This window comes from Streptomyces sulphureus DSM 40104, from assembly GCF_000381025.1.
GTDB lineage: Bacteria > Actinomycetota > Actinomycetes > Streptomycetales > Streptomycetaceae > Streptomyces > Streptomyces sulphureus.
Map to the genome: position 1 here is coordinate 9,727 of NZ_KB905817.1, position 17,567 is coordinate 27,293.

12 protein-coding genes are annotated in these 17,567 nt (G+C 72.5%); 6 read left to right on the forward strand and 6 right to left on the reverse strand.

Going from position 1 to position 17,567, the window contains the following annotated elements; all coding sequences use genetic code 11:
- Positions 1-9: 9 nt before the first annotated feature.
- The 3 genes from F603_RS0115415 to F603_RS0115425 all read right to left on the reverse strand — a co-directional run bounded on the left by F603_RS0115415 (position 10) and on the right by F603_RS0115425 (position 5,690).
- Complete coding sequence (locus F603_RS0115415; protein WP_019546904.1) at positions 10-1,554, reverse strand: DUF5719 family protein; 1,545 nt, start codon at positions 1,552-1,554, stop codon at positions 10-12.
- Positions 1,551-5,129 carry a glycosyltransferase family 2 protein gene (locus F603_RS0115420; RefSeq protein ID WP_019546905.1) on the reverse strand — a complete coding sequence of 1,193 codons (3,579 nt, stop codon included), beginning with the start codon at positions 5,127-5,129 and terminating at the stop codon, positions 1,551-1,553. The genes F603_RS0115415 and F603_RS0115420 overlap by 4 nt, the downstream gene beginning before the upstream one ends.
- A gap of 297 nt (positions 5,130-5,426) precedes the next feature.
- A complete protein-coding gene (locus tag F603_RS0115425) occupies positions 5,427-5,690 on the reverse strand; it encodes a WhiB family transcriptional regulator (RefSeq protein WP_016910644.1) in 264 nt (87 codons plus the stop codon).
- A gap of 845 nt (positions 5,691-6,535) precedes the next feature.
- Here F603_RS0115425 and F603_RS32250 point away from each other — a divergent pair.
- From F603_RS32250 to F603_RS0115440, 3 genes are read left to right on the forward strand one after another with little or no spacing between them, the layout of a single operon-like run.
- The gene (locus tag F603_RS32250; RefSeq protein ID WP_019546906.1) at positions 6,536-7,057 is read left to right on the forward strand and encodes a cysteine dioxygenase; all 522 of its coding nucleotides are present in this window, start codon (positions 6,536-6,538) and stop codon (positions 7,055-7,057) included.
- A 34-nt stretch (positions 7,058-7,091) separates the two neighbouring features.
- Positions 7,092-8,057 carry a 2-phospho-L-lactate transferase gene (gene cofD / locus F603_RS0115435; RefSeq protein WP_019546907.1) on the forward strand — a complete coding sequence of 322 codons (966 nt, stop codon included), beginning with the start codon at positions 7,092-7,094 and terminating at the stop codon, positions 8,055-8,057.
- Positions 8,054-9,364, forward strand: coding sequence for a coenzyme F420-0:L-glutamate ligase (locus F603_RS0115440; RefSeq protein WP_019546908.1), 1,311 nt, complete (start codon positions 8,054-8,056; stop codon positions 9,362-9,364). The genes cofD and F603_RS0115440 overlap by 4 nt, the downstream gene beginning before the upstream one ends.
- Here F603_RS0115440 and F603_RS0115445 read toward each other — a convergent pair whose 3' ends face one another.
- The 3 genes from F603_RS0115445 to F603_RS0115455 all read right to left on the reverse strand — a co-directional run bounded on the left by F603_RS0115445 (position 9,365) and on the right by F603_RS0115455 (position 12,863).
- The gene (locus tag F603_RS0115445) at positions 9,365-10,267 is read right to left on the reverse strand and encodes a DNA-3-methyladenine glycosylase family protein (RefSeq protein WP_019546909.1); all 903 of its coding nucleotides are present in this window, start codon (positions 10,265-10,267) and stop codon (positions 9,365-9,367) included.
- A gap of 91 nt (positions 10,268-10,358) precedes the next feature.
- Positions 10,359-11,441, reverse strand: a complete 1,083-nt coding sequence (gene manB / locus F603_RS0115450; protein ID WP_019546910.1) for a mannose-1-phosphate guanylyltransferase — start codon at positions 11,439-11,441, stop codon at positions 10,359-10,361.
- Positions 11,442-11,582: 141 nt separating this feature from the next.
- Positions 11,583-12,863, reverse strand: coding sequence for a peptidoglycan recognition protein family protein (locus tag F603_RS0115455; RefSeq protein ID WP_019546911.1), 1,281 nt, complete (start codon positions 12,861-12,863; stop codon positions 11,583-11,585).
- A 126-nt stretch (positions 12,864-12,989) separates the two neighbouring features.
- On the opposite strand from F603_RS0115455, the gene F603_RS0115460 reads away from it, so the two are divergent.
- The 3 genes from F603_RS0115460 to F603_RS0115470 all read left to right on the forward strand — a co-directional run bounded on the left by F603_RS0115460 (position 12,990) and on the right by F603_RS0115470 (position 17,434).
- Positions 12,990-13,742, forward strand: coding sequence for a TIGR03089 family protein (locus F603_RS0115460; RefSeq protein ID WP_019546912.1), 753 nt, complete (start codon positions 12,990-12,992; stop codon positions 13,740-13,742).
- Positions 13,743-13,878: 136 nt separating this feature from the next.
- Positions 13,879-15,558, forward strand: coding sequence for an LCP family protein (locus F603_RS32255; RefSeq protein WP_019546913.1), 1,680 nt, complete (start codon positions 13,879-13,881; stop codon positions 15,556-15,558).
- Positions 15,559-15,682: 124 nt separating this feature from the next.
- Positions 15,683-17,434: an LCP family protein gene (locus F603_RS0115470; RefSeq protein WP_026328438.1), complete on the forward strand. Its 1,752-nt coding sequence runs from the start codon at positions 15,683-15,685 to the stop codon at positions 17,432-17,434.
- Positions 17,435-17,567 lie beyond the last annotated feature (133 nt).

Consider the following 17,567-nt stretch of genomic DNA (forward strand, 5'->3'; position numbering starts at 1 on the left):
TGCGCGGGATCAGTCGCCCGTGAGGATCGAGAGGTCCTCTCCCGAGTCCGGCACCCGTACCGTGCCCCGGTCGTCCGGCAGGGTCTGCACGGTGAACATCGGCACCTCGCCCTTCTTCGCCTTCTTGGAGAGCGTCCGCGCGCCGAACACCTCTCCGCCCGAAACGCGTTCGACCGTGACCGCGTAGGCGCCCGAGCCGCCCTCGGGGCGCGGCGGCGTGAACGTCTTGGTGGTGCCGCCCTTGATCTGCACCGTGGTGCTGCGCGGCTCTCCTCCCCCGCTCCCCTTCGACGCCGTCACCTTGACCTTCGCGCCCTTGCCCGGCGCTGTCAGCGAGAGGGACGAGGCGAAGGGCGAGCCGGACGCGCGGTTGTCGGCCGCCGTCGCGCGGTCGGTGATCCGCGGGGTCGAGGGGATGAAGGCGGTCTCCTGCTTCGCGCCCTTCCCCCTGGTGACCCGGGCGGCCGCGACGACCGGGGTCTCGCCGCCCTCGCCCGAGGGCGAGAGCACGAGCGAGCCCGTCTCGCCCTTGGTGAGGTCCTTGAGGTCGACCGCCGTCGTCATGCCTCCCTTGACGTGGAGGGTCTCGTAGCCGGCAGGTGTGATCGTGCCGGAGGGCCCGGCGAGGCGGACCTTGAGGTCGGCGTCCTCCTCGCCCGGTGCGAAGACGACGAGGCGCACGGAGGTCGCGTCACCCGGAATCCCCGGCAGCACCGCCTGGGGCGCCGCGTCGCCTGCCGGCGGGAGCCAGTCGCCGCCTGCTTTCTCGTCGTCCGCCTGCACCTGGGCGGCGACCCTGCCCGTACGCGAGGTCACGTGGAGCGCGACGTTGGTGACGGGTCCGCCGGTGAGGGCGGAGAGGAGCACGGGCACGGTCGTGCGCGGCGGGACGTTGATGCCCTCGCCGCCCGTTGCCGACTCGCGGCCGTCCCTGCCGTACGGCTCCAGGTCGACGACGGCGCCTGTGTCGTCGGGGTTGGTGAGGTGGACGTAGTCCTGGCGCTCGTCCGAGGTGCTGACGCCGGGGAACCAGAAGGAGGTGTCCGGCGCGGTGCATGCGAGCCCGTGGAGCCCGCGCCCGGCGCCCGCGCTGACGACGGTCGTCTGCTGCACCGTCCACCCCGGCGCGAAGCGGCCCTCCGCGTTGCCGGCGAGTGCGGGCGCGTCGCTCCGCTCGGTCGACGAGGTGACGGGGGTGCCCGGCGAGGTGAGCGGGAGGACCGGCTTGTCGGCTTCCTTTCCCTTCTCCTTGTCGTCGTCCTTCTTCTTGCCCTTGCCGTCCTCGGTGCCGTCGAGTTCGGCGAGCGCGAGCGGACGGAGCTCGGCCGTGCCCTTGCGGCTGTCGGCGCCCTCGGGCGAGTAGGCCGTGTACGCCGACTCCGCCACCTCGGAGTCGCTGGGGCGCGGGCACACGAGCGTGGTGCGCTCGACGGACTTCCGTGCGACGGAACCGCCCCGGTCGCCGCCTTCGCCGGGCGCCGCGACGGCGGCGACGCCGGTCACGGCGGCGAGCGCGACGACGGTTCCGCCGACGGTCAGGATGGTGCGGTTCACTGCTCACTCCCGTCGCGGTAGCCGGGGTGCGGGGCACCCGCTCCGCCGTGGTCTCCGTATGTTCCGGTGCCGTAGCCCTGCCCGTAGTACGGGTCGGTCTGCGGCGCGTACTGCGGCTGGGCCGGGTCGGGATACTGCTGGGGGTCGTACGCCGGGGGCGGGTAGCCCTGGTGCGCGTACTCGTCGGGGTAGCCGGTGGCGTACTCCTGCGTGTACTGCGGCTCTTCCTGCACGTACTGCGGCTGTTGGGGCACGGGCGCCGGCTCCGGTGGCGGCGTGTCGTCGGCCGGGGGCACGTCGTCGGAGGCGGCAGCGGCGCGAAGCCGCCTCGCCCTGCGGCCCTCGCCCTGCGCGGGCTCGGGCACGGCGGGCGCCTCCGGCAGGTCGTCGTCGACGGTCCTTCGGCCGCCGGGCAGCGCGAGGACGAGAACCAGGACGAGGAGGAAGCCCTGCGCGCCGACCCACGCCTTGTGCGTCAGCGGCGTCTCGTAGGTGAGGTCCAACCGGCCGCCGGATGCCGGGAGTTGGAAGCCCTGCGCCCAGTCGTCGACGGTGATGGGGGCCAGGGGCTTGCCGTCGAGCGTCGCCGACCAGCCTGCTGCTGCGGTGTCGGCGAGACGCAGCACACGGCCGTCGGGCCCTGCGGGAATCTGCGTGTGGGCCTCGACGGGGCCGGCGGCCACCGCGACCGGCGCGGCGACCGCGCCCTTCCCCTCGCCCGGGACGATCACCGCGCGCGAGACCTCGCGCTCGACGCGCCAGAGCGCGCTGCCGTCCTCCTGGCTGAGCCGCGTGAGTCCCGGCGTCGTGTCGAGCACGCGGCGCATCTCCCGCGGCGCGCCCTCGCGGACGAGGAGGTAGCGCACCGCGTAGTCGCCGAGCTGATCGCTCTGGTCGGCACCCGAGCCTGCAACGAGGTGGGAGACGACGCGGTCGAGGCGGCTCTGACCGCCGCCTGACTCGGCGAGCTCCGCGTCCCCGAGGCGGGCCCCCGAGCCGCGTACGAGGGTGTACGAGACACCCTCGCCGTGCCCGGCGAGCACCAAGGTCCGTGCCTGGTCCCGGGTGTTGCTCTCCTCCGCGACGAACGCCGGCACCTGCACCGGGTCGCGCCGCAAGAGCGGTCCGTCGGCGCCGCCGACCATCCAGCCGACGGCCGAGACCACCGGCCCTGCCGCAGCCGCCACCGCGACGAGCACGGCGGCCGGCTGCCGCCAGCCGAAGCTCTGCGAGGCGACCCGCGAGCGCGCCCCTTCGGCGCCGATCGCGGCGGCGGTGAGCAGCGCGATGCCGTAGACGAGGGTCGCGGGCCCGGCCCAGCCGGAGCCGTTGGCGAGCCCCGCGAAGAGCAGCCCGGTGAGGGCGACGCCCCAGGCCGCGCGGACCGTCGGCTGCCGCTCGCTGCGGAGCAGCGCGGCGAGCGCGGCGAGCACGATGCCGACGAGGACGACCGCGCCGGTGGTGCCTGGGCCGCCGGGGCTGAGGGTGAGGAGGTCGAGCGCAGAGGCGGAGCCCGCGCCGTGGTCGAGCCCTGCCTCGTCGAGGAAGCGGGCCGGGTCGCCGAGGAGCGAGAGCGACCACGGCGCCAACACGACCATGGGCGTCAGCAGCCAGACGGCGCACCGCGAGAGGGCCGCGCCGAGCCCCGCGCCCGTACGCCACCGCACCACCACGAGGGCGAGCGAGAGCACCAGCGCGATCGGCCACACCACGGGCGTGAACGCGGTGACGAGCGTCAGCAGCAGCGCGTACGCCCACGCCGCACGCCAGCTCGCACGCCCCCGGAGCCCGCTCGCCGCGACCGCCGCCCTCGCCAACAGCGGGAGGAGCACGGCGAGTACGGCCGTACCGATCCTCCCGGTGGCGAGCGCACCGGTCGCCGCCGGGAGGAAGGCGTAGGCGACGCTGCCCCAGGCGCGGATGAGCCGCGATCCGACGAGCGGACGCGAGGCGAAGTACGCCGCCAGCCCGGCGAGCGGGACGGAGCAGACGAGGAGGAGGGTCAGAGCGAACCCGGTGCTCCCGAAGAGGAGGGTCGCGACGGCGGCGACGAGTGCGAGGTAGGGCGGCGCCCCCTGCGTGCCGCCGACACCGACCGGGTGCCAGCCGTCGAGGTAGCGCCCCCAGAGTTCGCCCACGCTCTCCGGTGCGGGGAGGAGCGCGCCCCCGGCGAGCGCCCCGCCGCCGAGCAGCGCGCGGCAGGCGACGAGCGAGACGAGCAGCAGCACGGCGAAGAGCACGGGCGCCGGCTTCCGCGCCACCCGCTTCAACCGCGCGAACTGCTCGACCTCCAGAAAGTCGGCGTCCTCGTCCCCGGGGCCCGATTCGACGGCGCCATGCCGGCCGCCGGCCGACGCCTCGGGCGCCGCACGTCCGCCGAAGTTGCTGACCACCTGCTCGACGGTGGCCCGCACCGTCGCGCCGGGCGGCGGGAAGAGCGGACGCAGCTCCTGGTGCGGCACCTGGGGGCGCCCGCGCCGGCGCCTGGCCGCGAACAACCGGCCCGGGCGCATCAACACGGAGGCGAGACCCGCGACTTCGTCGAGTGCCTGCTTCGGGACCTTGCCGACGAGATAGGCGAGCGTCCGGAGCAGGGTGCCGAGCACCAGCCGCAGCGCGACCCAAGGAAGCTTCCTGCCGGGTGCGTTGGCGAGGAGCGTGAAGACGGCGCCCGACTTGTCCACGCGGTGCGGGCTCGCGCCTCCGCGCCCCGCCCGTCCCACGCAGTCGACGGGACGCCGCTCCCGCGAGGCGGCCTCGGCGTGCCGGAGCACGGCGTCGGGCACGACGAAGACGCGGTGCCCCGCCGCCTGCGCCCGCCAGCAGAGGTCGACGTCGTCCCGCATGAGCGGCACGTTCCGGTCGAAGCCGCCCAACTCCTCGAAGACGTCCCGCCTGATGAGCATCCCGGCGGTGGAGACGGAGAGCACGGGACGCACCTGGTCGTGCTGCCCCTGGTCCTGCTCGCGCCGCTCGACGCCCGTCCACCGGCGTCCGCTGTTGGCGATCGAGACGCCCGTCTCCAGCAGTTGCCTGCGGTCGTACCAGCTACGGAGCTTCGGCCCCGCGACGGTGATGCCCGGGTCGGAGTCGACGACGCGGAGGAGGTTCGCCAGCGCGTCGGGCTCGGGCGCGGAGTCGTCGTGGAGCAGCCAGAGCCACTGCACCGGCTCCCCGTGGGGGAGTTCGGGCATCTCGTACGCCTCGTCGTGCCAGGTCCGCGTGACGGGGTCCCAGCCGCTGGGGCGCTTGAGGTACGGCAGGTCGTCGGGGGTGAGGACGCCGGCCGTGCGTGCCGCCTCGTCGACGGCGGTACCGAACCCGGACCGCCGGGCGAGGTGGAGCACCCGCTCGGCGCCGAGGGAATCGGTGAGGATTCCGGCGGAGTCGTCCCCGCTGCCGGTGTCGGCCGCGATGACGTTCTGCACCGGACGCTCCTGGCCGAGGAGCCCCGACAGCACCTCCGGCAGCCACCTGGCGCCGTCGTGCGAGACGAGCACCGCGGTGACCACGTGCCTGGGGAACTCGGGTGTGGCCGCCTGGTGTTGGGCGGCCGCTTGGTTGTGCAGGGACATCGGGGTACGGGCCCTCCCCGGGTACGGGGCCCGGCGAAGCCGCTGGGCCCGCAGCACCGGAAGACGCTGTGGTGGACTTCGGTGAACGCACGGGTCCCGTGTGCTGGGGGTGCGCCTCGGACGGCCCCACACTAACGGCTCGGTGCACTACGGAGGTCCGCCTCCCGACGACGGACACGTCTCCCCGTGGCCTGCCCGGCGGTCGGCGGGCGGTCGTCGCTCGGCTCGTACCACTCGCCGCTTTACACGAACGAGCGGGAAACCAAAGCGCCTTCCGTCAGAGACGGAAGGCACCCATCAGATCGCGGCCTTCTTCAGGCGGCGTCGTTCACGCTCCGACAGGCCGCCCCAGATGCCGAACCGTTCGTCGTTGGCGAGTGCGTACTCGAGGCACTCGGAGCGTACTTCGCACGCGAGGCAGACCTTCTTCGCCTCGCGAGTAGAGCCGCCCTTCTCGGGGAAGAACGATTCCGGGTCGGTCTGCGCGCACAACGCGCGCTCCTGCCAGCCGAGCTCTTCGTCCGCCTCTTCGACCAGCAGTTGCTGGAACAGCTCGGTCATTCGCGCGCCCCTCGTCTGTCCTTTGCGTCCCCGTGATGCTGCCGTTACCGATCGACGCCCTATCCGGCGCCCCGGGTCACGAACAACACGGGTGAGATTACAAGTGTGGCCATCCGGGCCAGTCAAGCCGAGATCTGCTATTGGGCCCGTTATTCACTCTGCGGAACCAAGGCGACTGAGTAAGTGTACAAATCACTCAAAGATGCACGCCTAACGACCGACAAGGTCGCAATCCGGTCCATGTTGAACTCAGTCGAATCTCATTCGAACTGCTTCAAGCTTCACAGAATCACGCGTTCCGCACTTCCCGATCGCGCCACGCGGCGCCCGTCGAACCGACCCTGATCACGACGGGATCACGGAATGGCAACGACGCTTCGCCGAGCGACTGCTGGCCCATTGCACCAAGGGCGCGGGAACAAACCTTTCACTGGTGGTCGCAACCGGATGCAGTGAATCATTAGCCCCAAAGGGGACATCCTGTTGACAGGCAAGGGAGTTGAGGGCTCTCCTTGTCCGCATGCCAGCGACCCGCTCACTCCACCCGGCACACGCCCGCCGGCCGTTCGGCACCCGGTCGGACGCGGTGAAGAGCTGTTCCTGTCGCTGTCTCCCGCGCTCCTGTCCGGTGCTCTGACCTCCCGACAGTCGACCGCGCCCGTTCAACTCCTTTATTGCGCCGTGGTGTTCGCCACGCAGCGCGTCAGCCGTCCTTGTGCACCCCCGTGTTCGCCACCGGTGCGACGGGTCCGCGCGCGCCGCGACGACCGCTGACGGGCACCGGTGCACCGGCTTGCGTCCGGCCCCGAGCGGCGCGCCCCACACCTCCTCGAAGGCATCCCCACGTGAACAACGACGTCGAAATCGCCGGCGACGCCCTGGCGATCCCGCACCTGCTGCCTGCTCCCCCGAAGCACCCCGCGACGCTCTCCGCGTTCGCCGCGCTGCTGCGCACGCTCGCCGATGAGCCGGAGCGCTGGCGTCCGCTCGTCCGCTACGACGCGACGCTGCGCTGGTACCACCGGCTGGCCCAGGGGCCGGGATACGAGCTGTGGTTGTTGAGTTGGCTGCCGGGGCAGGGCAGCGGGCGGCATGACCACGGCGATTCCCGCGGGCTCTGCACCGTGCTTCAGGGGGAGCTCACCGAGCGCTCGGTGCGCCGCGGCGACGGAGGCGAGGAGAGCCGCGTGCTGCGGCCCGGTACGGCTCGCGCCTTCGCACCCGGATACGTGCACGACGTGGTCAACAGCGCGCTGACGCCAGCCGTCAGCGCACACGTCTACTATCCGGCGCTCACCGAGATGCGGATGCGCTGCTCCTCGGCGCCGGGCCGCGCCGAGCCCGCACGGCTCCCGGCGGGCGCCTGACCGGGGAGCCGCTCGGGCTGCAAGACTGGGGCGCATGCAGCGCATCGTGGTACTGGCCGGGGGCATCGGCGGTGCCCGCTTCCTGCGGGGCCTCAAGGTCGCCGCGCCGGAAGCGGAGATCACCGTCGTCGGCAACACCGGCGACGACATCCACCTCTTCGGACTCAAGGTCTGCCCCGACCTCGACACCGTGATGTACACCCTCGGCGGCGGCATCAACGAGGAGCAGGGCTGGGGGCGAACCGGCGAAACCTTCGCGGTGAAGGAGGAGTTGGGCGCGTACGGCGTCGGCCCGCAATGGTTCGGACTCGGGGACCGGGACTTCGCGACGCACATCGTGCGCACTCAGATGATCTCCGCCGGGTACCCGCTCAGCGACGTCACGCAGGCCCTGTGCAGCAGGTGGGAGCCGGGCGTCCGGCTGCTGCCGATGACCGACGACAGGGTCGAGACCCATGTGCTCGTCGACGATCCGGAGGGCGAGGGGCGCAAGGCCGTGCACTTCCAGGAGTACTGGGTGCGGATGCGCGCCGGTGTCGATGCGCACGCCGTCGTCCCCGTCGGCGCGGAGTCGGCGAAGCCGGCGCCCGGCGTGCTCGACGCGGTGGCCGACGCCGACGTGGTGCTCTTCCCCCCGTCGAACCCGGTGGTGAGCGTCGGAACCATCCTCGCCGTCCCCGGGATAAGGGAGGCGATCGCCGAGGCGGGGGTGCCGGTCGTCGGGCTGTCGCCGATCGTGGGGGACGCTCCTGTGCGCGGCATGGCGGACAAAGTCCTCGCCGCCGTCGGCGTCGAGACGACGGCCGCCGCCGTCGCCAGGCACTACGGTTCCGGGATGCTCGACGGCTGGCTCGTCGACACGGCCGACGTGTCCGCCGTGGACGAGGTCGAGGAGGCCGGCATCCGCTGCCGCGCCGTTCCGCTGATGATGACCGACGACGAGGCGACCGCGGCGATGGCACGCGAGGCGCTGGCGCTCGCCGAGGAGGTGTCGGCATGACGGAGACGGCCGGCTACCGCGTCTGGGCGCTGCCCGGCATCCCCGAAGTGAGCCCGGGTGACGACCTGGTGGCGCTCGTCGCGGAGGCGGCCGGAACCGAGGGGCTCGTCGACGGCGACGTGCTCGTCGTCACGTCGAAGATCGTCAGCAAGGCCGAGGGCCGCGTGCTCCGGGCCGACGACCGCGAGGCCGCGATCGAAGCGGAGAGCGTCCGGCTCGTCGCGCGTCGGGGGCCCGCGCGCATCGTGGAGTCGCGGCACGGGTTCGTGATGGCCGCCGCCGGTGTCGACGCCTCCAACACCCCGAAGGGCACGGTGCTGTTGCTCCCCGAGGACCCGGACGCCTCGGCGCGGCGGCTCAGGGAGGGGCTGCGCGAGGTGCTCGGGGTCGACGTGGGCGTCGTCGTCACCGACACCTTCGGACGCCCGTGGCGGGAGGGTCAGACCGATGTTGCCGTGGGCGCGGCCGGCGTGCAGGTCCTGGAGGACCTGCGCGGCGGGGTCGACACGCACGGCAACCCGCTGGGCGTCACCGTCACCGCCGTGGGTGACGAACTCGCCGCGGCCGGCGAGCTGGTGAAGGGGAAGGCGAACGGCCTCCCCGTCGCGGTGGTGCGCGGGCTCGCCCGGCATGTCGGCGGTGAAGTGGGCGGCTCCGCACGGCTGTTGGTGCGCGAGGCGGCCGACGACATGTTCCGGCTGGGGACTTCGGAAGCCGTACGCGAGGCCGTCGCGATGCGCCGCACCGTGCGCGAGTTCGACGGGCGCGAGGTGGACCCCGGCTCGGTGCGCCGCGCCGTCGACGCGGCCGTGACCGCGCCCGCACCGCACCACACGACGCCGTGGCGGTTCGTCCTGCTGGAGACGGCCGAGACGCGGACCCTGCTCCTCGACGCGATGCGGGAGGCGTGGGTCGCCGACCTGCGCGCCGACGGGAAGAGCGAGGAGTCGATCGCGCGCCGCGTGCGCCGGGGCGACGTGCTGCGGAACGCGCCCTACCTGGTGGTGCCCTGCCTCGTCGCCGAGGGTGCGCACGACTATCCCGACGCACGCAGGTCGGCGGCCGAGCGGGAGATGTTCACCGTCGCCGTGGGCGCCGGCATCCAGAACTTCCTCGTCGCCCTCGCGGCGGAGCAGCTCGGCTCGGCATGGGTCTCCTCGACGATGTTCTGCCGCGACGTCGTGCGCGAGGTGCTGCGGCTGCCGGCGGAGTGGGACCCGATGGGGGCCGTGGCCGTCGGCCATCCGGCGGGCGAGCCGCGGCCCCGACCGCCGCGCGACGGTGGGGAGTTCACCGTCGTGCGCTGATCACAGGCGGGTGATGTCGCCCGGCTGCCGGCGGGGCCGGCGGCGCGGTGGATGGAGCCCGGTGAGGGTGAGGAGGCGGGCCGCGCGGTGGCGTTGGCCGCGGTAGGGCTCGAGCAGGGCGAGCATGCCCGCGTCGTCTGTGTTCCGCTCGCCGGTGAGGGCGTAGCCGACGGTGCGGGGGAGGTGGAGGTCGCCGACGGTGACCGCGTCGGGGTCGCCGTTGCTGCGCTGGAGCGCCTCGGCGGCCGTCCACGGGCCGACACCGGGGATCGCCTGGAGCCTGGCGAGGGCCGCGGGCAGCGCCATCGCGGCGGCCTCCTCCATCCGTGAACTCCGCCCTGCCGCGCGGACGATGGCGTCGGAGCGCTTGCTGTCGACGTTGGCGCGGTGCCACTCCCAGGAGGGGATGCGCACCCAGGTGCGCGGCTCGGGGACGACGTGGAGCGAGGGGTGCGGTCCGGGTGCCGGCTCGCCGAACTTGCGGACGAGGTGCCGCCAGGAGCGGTACGCCTCGATCGAGGTGATCTTCTGCTCCAGTATCGCGGGGACGAGCGACTCCAGGACGCGGCCCGTACGCGTCAGCCGGAGACCGGGGTGCCTGCGGTGCGACTCGGCGACGACGCGGTGGCGCGGCACGAACTCCTCCGGCGCGTCTCCCTCGCCGAGCAACGCGGGGAGCCCGTCGAGCACTTCCTGCGCGCCGGCACCCCACGCCTCGGCGCGCACCCGGCTCGCAGCAGGCGTGAGACGCAGCGTGGCCGGGCCGCTCCGCAGGCGGGTGGTGCGCCAGACGGAGCCGGCGTGCACCTGGAAGGTCGGGTCGTACGGGCCGCGCGCGAGCACGGCGAGGCTGCCCGGCAGGTCGTAGGCGCCGGGCGGCGTCCAGGTACGGGTGAGGTGCACGGGAAAAGCGTAGGCGGCCCCACTGACACCCGGACCGACGGGGGCGTACCGGCCGGAAGCGGACGAACCCCCGGCGCCAACTCGTCCCCGCCTACTGGTCGGAGGAGAAGCGCACGGCGCCTGCCGGGATCTGCGCATCGCACCAGACGCGGATGCCGCTGCGCAGCTCGTTCCCCTCGCCGATCACGGCGCCGTCGCCGACCACGGCACCGTCGAGCACGGTGTGCGCCCCGATCGTGGCGCCGGCGCCGACGAGCGAGTCGCGGATCTGCGCGCCGGGGGCGATGCGGACGCCGTCGAGGAGCGTGCTGCCCTCGATCCGTGCGCCGGCGCCGATCGCGGAGCGCGCGCCGGCGACGGTGCCGCCCGTCAGCTTGGCGTCCCCCGCGACCTCGGCCGTCTCCAGGATCAGCCGCTCGCCGCACCGCCCGGGGACGGCGGGCGACGGGGCTCGGCCGAGTACGAGGTCGGCGGAGCCGCGGACGAACGCCTGCGGGGTGCCCAGGTCGAGCCAGTAGGTGGAGTCGACGAGCCCGTGGAGGTGGGCGCCGGCGTCGAGGAGGCCGGGGAAGGTCTCGCGCTCCACGGAGACGGGTCGGCCGAGCGGGATGGTGTCGATCACCGAGCGGTTGAAGACGTAGGCGCCGGCGTTGATCTGGTCGGTGACGATCTCCTCCGGCGTCTGCGGCTTCTCGAGGAACGCCGTGACCCGTCCGTCGGCGTCGGTCGGGACGAGGCCGAAGGCGCGGGGGTCGGTGACCCGGGTGAGGTGGAGGGTGACGTCGGCGCCCGAGCCGGTGTGCTCGTCGACGAGGCTGCGGATGTCGACGCCCGAGAGTATGTCGCCGTTGAAGATGAGGACGGGCTCGTCGGGCGCCGAGTGGAGGCGGTCGGCCACGTTGCGGATCGCGCCGCCGGTGCCGAGGGGTTCGCGCTCGGTGACGTACTCGAGGTGGAGGCCGAGGTGGGAGCCGTCGCCGAAGTACGGCTCGAAGACCTCCGCGAGATAGGAGGTCGCCATCACCACGTGGTCGACGCCGGCCGCGCGGGCGCGCGCCAACTGGTGGGTGAGGAAGGGCACACCGGCGGCCGGCACCATCGGCTTCGGGGTGTTCACGGTCAGCGGACGCAACCGGGTTCCCTTGCCTCCGACAAGAAGGATCGCTTCCGTCACCTGTCGTCTCCGCTTCCTGCCGGGGCCTGGCCTGACGGCCGGCGGCCAGTGTATGCATCCCCGCGCACGCCGGCGCGGGCCTTCGGACCGCCGGGTCCGCGCGGGAGCCGGCCGTCGGGCCCCGGCAGTTCACCAGCGAGGTCAGCGGCCCTGCAACTTCGCTGCCGCGGTGCGCACGTCTCCTAGCTTTGCGTAGAGCTTCGCCCCCGGGCACTCGGTGTTGTATCCGTCCCGATGGCCGGAGACCGTACGGAACTTGACCTTCTCCCCCTGCGGGTACTTCTCTCCCTCGGACACCAGAGTCGTGGTGCCGCCCGCATGGACGCCGTTGATGCCGAGCTTCCACGCCGTCAGCCGGGCGAGCGAGCCGACGGCCTCCGGCGAAGGCTGGTCGCTGGTGTAGGTGCCGAGGACGGCGACGCCCGTCGTGTCGGTGTTGAAGCCGTAAGTGTGGGCGCCTTGCACGGGCTTGGCCACACCGCCCGCACGGCCCTCGTAGATGTTTCCGCACTTGTCGACGAAGAAGTTGTAGCCGACGTCGCGCCACTTGAGGCTCTTGACGTGGTAGCGGTAGATGCTCCGGAGGATCGACGGCACCTGGCTGCACGCGTACGCGTTGTCCGTCACGGTGTGGTGGACGAAGGCGGCTTTCGTCTCCCCGGTGTAGGCGGAGTCGGGCTCCCTGAGCCGCTCGTCCGCGCCCCATCCCTTCCGGGTCGTGATCCGGGGGCGCGGGCCCGCGTGCCCGCCGCCGCCGGGGTATTCGGCCTGGGTCTGCTCGCGGCTGAGCGCGGGCAGGGAGGTGTCGTCGGTGCGGGGTTCGGCCGGGCCGCGCCCCTCGGTGGTGCGGGCCTCGCCCGCCTCGTCCGCGGGCTCGGGGCCCGGGTCGACGAGCTCGACGCGGAGGCCGTCGGGGAGTCGGCGCTGGGCCGGCGCCGTGTCTCCGCCGGTGCGCGGCGACGGCCCGCCGGGGACGACTCTGACCTGCACGCCGTCCGCCGGCCCCGTCCACAACGGTGCGGTCGCGCCCGGGAGTTGACCGGTCGTGCGCTCCCCCGCGCGTTCGTCGGGCGAGACGCCGGGGTGGACGTCGAGGGTGCGCCAGCCGCTCCAGGCGCCGTCGTCGACGGCACGGGTGCGGACCTGTGCGCGCCCGACGAGCGGCTCGTCCGCGTCGTCCCAGACGACGCCGACGAGCGAGAACGGCTCGACCGTCCGCGCGGGGAGGCCGCTCGCGCCGCGCCCCGAGCCCCTCCCGTGGTCGAGCGAGAGGGGGAGGGAGCTGGTGGCGCCGGCCGGCTTGCCGCGCGGGGCGGAGCGCGGGCCCGGGTCGGGTACGGCGGCAGCGGTGGCCGCGGGGAGGAGGGGGAGCAGGAGGACTGCCGTGCCTACGGCGCTGAGAGAAGACAGAGGTGCACGCATAGAGCGATCTTGGACATACAGGAACAGAAGTGTCTATTCATCATTTGACGGACCATCGTTCGGCGGAGTCCCCCGGCGCAGCTCCCTGACGCCCCGACGGCCGCGGGCTTCCGTACCCTTGCTGCGATGAACGCCATCGAACGCACCCCGGACGACCTGCTGCGCACCGCCCTTTCGACGGACCCGTCGGGGCCGCTGATGACCTACTACGACGACGCCACGGGCGAGCGCGTCGAGCTCTCCGCCACGACCCTCGCCAATTGGGTGGCCAAGACGGCGAACCTGCTGGAGTCGGAGCTCTCGGCCGAGCCCGGCGACCGTCTCGCCGTCCTGCTGCCGACGCACTGGCAGACCGCCGTCTGGCTGCTCGCCTGCGCGGCGACGGGCGTCGTCGCGCAGGTGGGAGGAGACCCGGCGCGCGCGGACCTCGTCGTCAGCGGTCCGGAGACGCTGGAGGAGGCGCGCGCCTGCCGCGGTGAGCGCGTGGCGCTGAGCCTGCGCCCGCTCGGCGCGCGGTTCGCCGAGCAGCCGTCCGGCTTCCTCGACTACGCGGTGGAGGCGCCGAGCCAGCCCGACGCGTACGCGCGTCACGCGCCCGTCGCGCCCGGCGCAGCGGCGCTCGTGCTCGCCGACGGCGAGGAGTTCACCGGGGGCCAGGTGGTGCAGCGGGCCGTCGCCGACGCGGAGGAGCTGGCGCTCGGCTCGGGTTCGCGGGTGCTCACCTCGGGTTCGTACGGCGGATGGCCCGGGTTGTCGGCCGGGCTCTACGCGCCGCTCGCCGCCGGGGCCTCCGTGGTGCTCTGCCCGCGCGTCGACCTTCTCGACGCCGGGGCGCTGGCGGCGCGGCAGGAGAGCGAGCGGACCACGATCACCGTCTGACAACGGACGAAGGGTCACACCGCAGCCAAGATCAACCTCACGTACAACCCTCGGCGGGTCAGGCGCGTCTGCGTACTTAACCGGCGCGCACGACGGCGTGTACGCCCCCGCGTCGCGACGTGAGGAAGCATCAGACGTGACGGAACCCGGCCCGCGAGACGCCGCAACCCCCGGCGACATACCGGGAGTTGGCCCGTCCTCGGCAGACACCGCCGAGGACGGCGGAGTCGCGGCCGGGGACGCGCAGCCCCCGGGCGACGGGGTGCAGGAGCAGGGCGACGCCCCGGGCGAGGAGTCCGCGCCCCTGGAAGCCGAGGGCGCCTCATCCGAAGCGGTGGACGCACCGTCCGCCGACGAACCGGAACCCGAACCCCCGGAGCCCGAGCCGCCGGAGCCCGAGTCGGCATCCGACGCCAACTCCCGTGCATCACGGACGAGTTCGCCCGCGACAGCCGACGAAGACCCCCCGCTCGGCGGCGCGCAGGGCCAGGCCGAGCCACCCCGGAAGCGCCGCCGCTGGCTGCGCCGGACCGCCATCGGCCTCTCGCTCCTGCTGCTCGCCGCTGCCGCCACCGGCTGGACCTTCTACCGCCAACTCGACGGCAACATCCGCACCGACACGGACACCGCGCACGAACTCGCCGAGCACGAGGAGGAGCGCCCGGCGCCCCGGCCGGGGCCCGCGCTGAACATCCTCCTCCTCGGCAGTGACAGCCGCGCCGGGGACAACGGCGACTACGGCAGGGACGAGGGCGCCGCGCGCGCCGACACCGCGATCCTGCTCCACATAGCCGGCGACCGGAAGAGCGCGACGGGCGTCTCGCTCCCGCGCGACCTCATGGTGGACATCCCGGCCTGCACGGGCCACGACGGCTCCGCGACGCGGGCGCAGTTCGCGCAGTTCAACTGGGCGTTCCAGTACGGCGGTCCGGCCTGCACGATCCGCACCGTCGAGAAGCTCACGGGCATGCGCGTCGACCACCACGCCGTCGTCGACTTCCAGGGGTTCAAGGGGCTGGTGGACGCCGTGGGCGGCGTCGAGATCTGCCTCGCCGAACCGGTGCACGACACCGACGCACGGCTCGACCTCCCGAAAGGGCGGCAGACCCTCGAAGGGGAGGACGCGCTCGGCTACGTACGCGCCCGCCACGGCATCGGCGACGGCAGCGACACCGAGCGGATGGCGCGCCAACAGGTCTTCCTCGGCTCGCTGGTGAAGAAGATCCGCAGCAACGAGGTGCTCCTCAACCCGACGCGCCTCTACCCGCTCCTCGACGCCGCGACCTCGTCCCTCACCGCGGACGACGGCCTCGACTCACTCGGGGACCTCTACGACCTCGCCCGCGACGTGCAGTCCCTTCCCGCCTCCGAGGTCCGCTTCCTGACGGTGCCCCGGCAGCCGTACGGACCCGATCCCAACCGGGACGAGCTCGCGCGGCCCGCTGCCGACCAACTCTTCGCGCAGCTCGACGAGGACCAACCGGTGCGGGTGTCAAGGGAATCGGAGGGCGAGGAGGAAGGACGCGAGGAGTCATCGGAACCGCCGGCTTCGTTGGACCCGTCGGAACTCTCCGAGCCCTCTGCACGCTCCGACCCTTCGGAGACGGGGAACGCGCAAGGAAATGAAGGAGATTCCGCGAAGGATTCGACGGTGCAGAGGCCGGACGATCCCGCTGGAACCCCTGATCCTGCGGGCTCTCCGCAGCACGAGGGAGGTGACGGGGACAGCGAGGAGGCCGAGGGGCCGTCGTACCGTGGCACGACCGCAGCGCACGACGTCTGCTCGGCGAATGACGCGGTGAATGAGGCGAATTGACCGTTTCCACGCCAGTGGAATGTGTCACGAGCGTCGCTCGCCGCCGAACCCGCCGGATAGTGTGAGCGCTCCGGTCTGGCCCGGAGCGGCAGCAGCAGCCGGTAAATGGAGGACTTACGCAATCGTGGACGCGCAAGGCCGTGGGCAGGCGGGGGATATCGACCCCGCGGATCAGTGGGTGTTCGACCCGAACACCGGCAGCTACCAACTGCGCCTGAATCCCGTAGCCGACGACTCTCCGCATTCGTACGGTGACGGCGGCTCTCCTGGGCCGGGTCGCAGAAATCCGCGCCGCTCCGCATCCTCGCCCGCCGAGCCGCGTTCCGAACGGGGCCTCGATCCGCAGGGAAGTTCCCGGGATTCCGGTGGTGAGGACGCCAAAGTACCGGCGCAGCGCAGCGGTTCGGACGGCGAAAGCAGCCACCGCTCGGGAGGGCACGGACGTCGGAAACGGAAAGCGGCGCTGAGCGGCAAGCAGAAAGCGCTGCGCTGGACGGCGGGGTCCGTCGGGGTGCTCCTCGTCGTCGGCTGCGCAGGGGGCTATTACCTCTACGAGCAGTTCAACGGCAACATCAACAAGGTCGACGTCGGGATAGACAACGCCGCCGTCACGGACGGCCCGGTCAACATCCTCATCATCGGGACCGACGCCCGCTCCGGCAAGGGCAACACCGGCTACGGCGACAACGGAAGCGTCGGCCACGCGGACACCACCTTCCTCTTCCACGTCTCCGAGGACCGCTCCAACGCGACGGCGCTCTCCATCCCGCGCGACGTCATCACGGACATCCCCGACTGCCCGACCAAGCAGGAGGACGGCTCGACCAAGAACGTCCCGGGCCAGCAGGACGTCCGCTTCAACACCAGCCTCGGGCAGAGCGAGAGGGACCCCGGCTGCACCTGGCGGACGGTGGAGGAGCTCACCGGAGTGAAGATCAACCACTTCATGATGGCCGACTTCAACGCCGTCAAGGAGCTGTCGACGGCGGTCGGCGGTGTCGAGGTCTGCGCCGCCAAGGACATCGACGACCCCAAGTCTCACCTGAAGTTGAAGGCGGGGAAGCACACCGTCGAGGGCGAGCAGGCGCTGGCGTTCGTGCGGACGAGGCACACCGTCGGCTTCGGCAGCGACCTGAGCCGCATCGAACTTCAGCAGCAGTTCCTCAGCTCGATGATCCGCAAGATCAAGTCCGGTGACACGCTCACCGATCCGTCGAAGCTCTACAAGCTCGGCAACGCCGCGACCAAGGCGCTCACCGTCGACACCGGGATCGGCAGCGTCAAGAAACTCACCGACCTCGCACAGGACCTGAAGCGCGTCAACACCGGCAACATCACCTTCGCCACGGTCCCGGTCCTCGACAACCCGCAGGACCCGGCGACGGTCATACTCGACGAGCAGAAGGCGAAGCCGCTCTTCAAGATGGTCCGCGAGGACAAGTCGCTGACGAAGAACAAGAAGAAGAAGCAGGAGAAGGCCGGCGGCGACAAGGCCAAGCCCTCTCCCCCGTCCGAGGTGAACGTCAGCGTGACCAACGGCGGCGGCCCCGCGGGCTCCGCGCAGCGCACGGCGGTCTGGCTCCTCAACGAGCAGGGCGTGGCCCGCGCCGAGAACGGCGGCAACGCACCGAAGCAGGTCGCCAAGACCCGCATAGAGTACGGACCCGAACTCGCAGGTGAGGCCGCCGCGTTGGCGAAGATGCTGAAGCTCCCGAAGTCGGCGATGAAGGAGGTCGCGGGCGACGGCGGCGACGGCGTCCAACTCACCCTGGGCCGGGACTTCACAGCCCCCGGCGAGCCCGTCTCCGCTCCCGACAAGGCGCCGGACGGCGTGCAGCGGGTGAACGCGGACGACAAGGACATCTGTGCAAAGTAGAGCTCGACGCCCGGGCGCCGTGACCAAGCAGCCCGGGTCGGCACAACCGGATACGACACGGAGGTCCCGTGCAGCAGAAAGGCGTCCCCGGCAGACGTGCGCCCAGACCGGCGCCGACAGCCGCGGAACGGGG

Excerpts from the sequence above, each read along its gene's own strand:
- F603_RS0115420 (WP_019546905.1), bottom strand. The coding sequence starts at position 5,129 with ATGTCCCTGCACAACCAAGCGGCCGCCCAACACCAGGCGGCCACACCC.
- F603_RS0115425 (WP_016910644.1), bottom strand. The coding sequence starts at position 5,690 with ATGACCGAGCTGTTCCAGCAACTGCTGGTCGAAGAGGCGGACGAAGAG.
- cofD (WP_019546907.1), top strand. The coding sequence starts at position 7,092 with ATGCAGCGCATCGTGGTACTGGCCGGGGGCATCGGCGGTGCCCGCTTC.
- F603_RS0115440 (WP_019546908.1), top strand. The coding sequence starts at position 8,054 with ATGACGGAGACGGCCGGCTACCGCGTCTGGGCGCTGCCCGGCATCCCC.
- F603_RS0115455 (WP_019546911.1), bottom strand. The coding sequence starts at position 12,863 with ATGCGTGCACCTCTGTCTTCTCTCAGCGCCGTAGGCACGGCAGTCCTC.
- F603_RS0115460 (WP_019546912.1), top strand. The coding sequence starts at position 12,990 with ATGAACGCCATCGAACGCACCCCGGACGACCTGCTGCGCACCGCCCTT.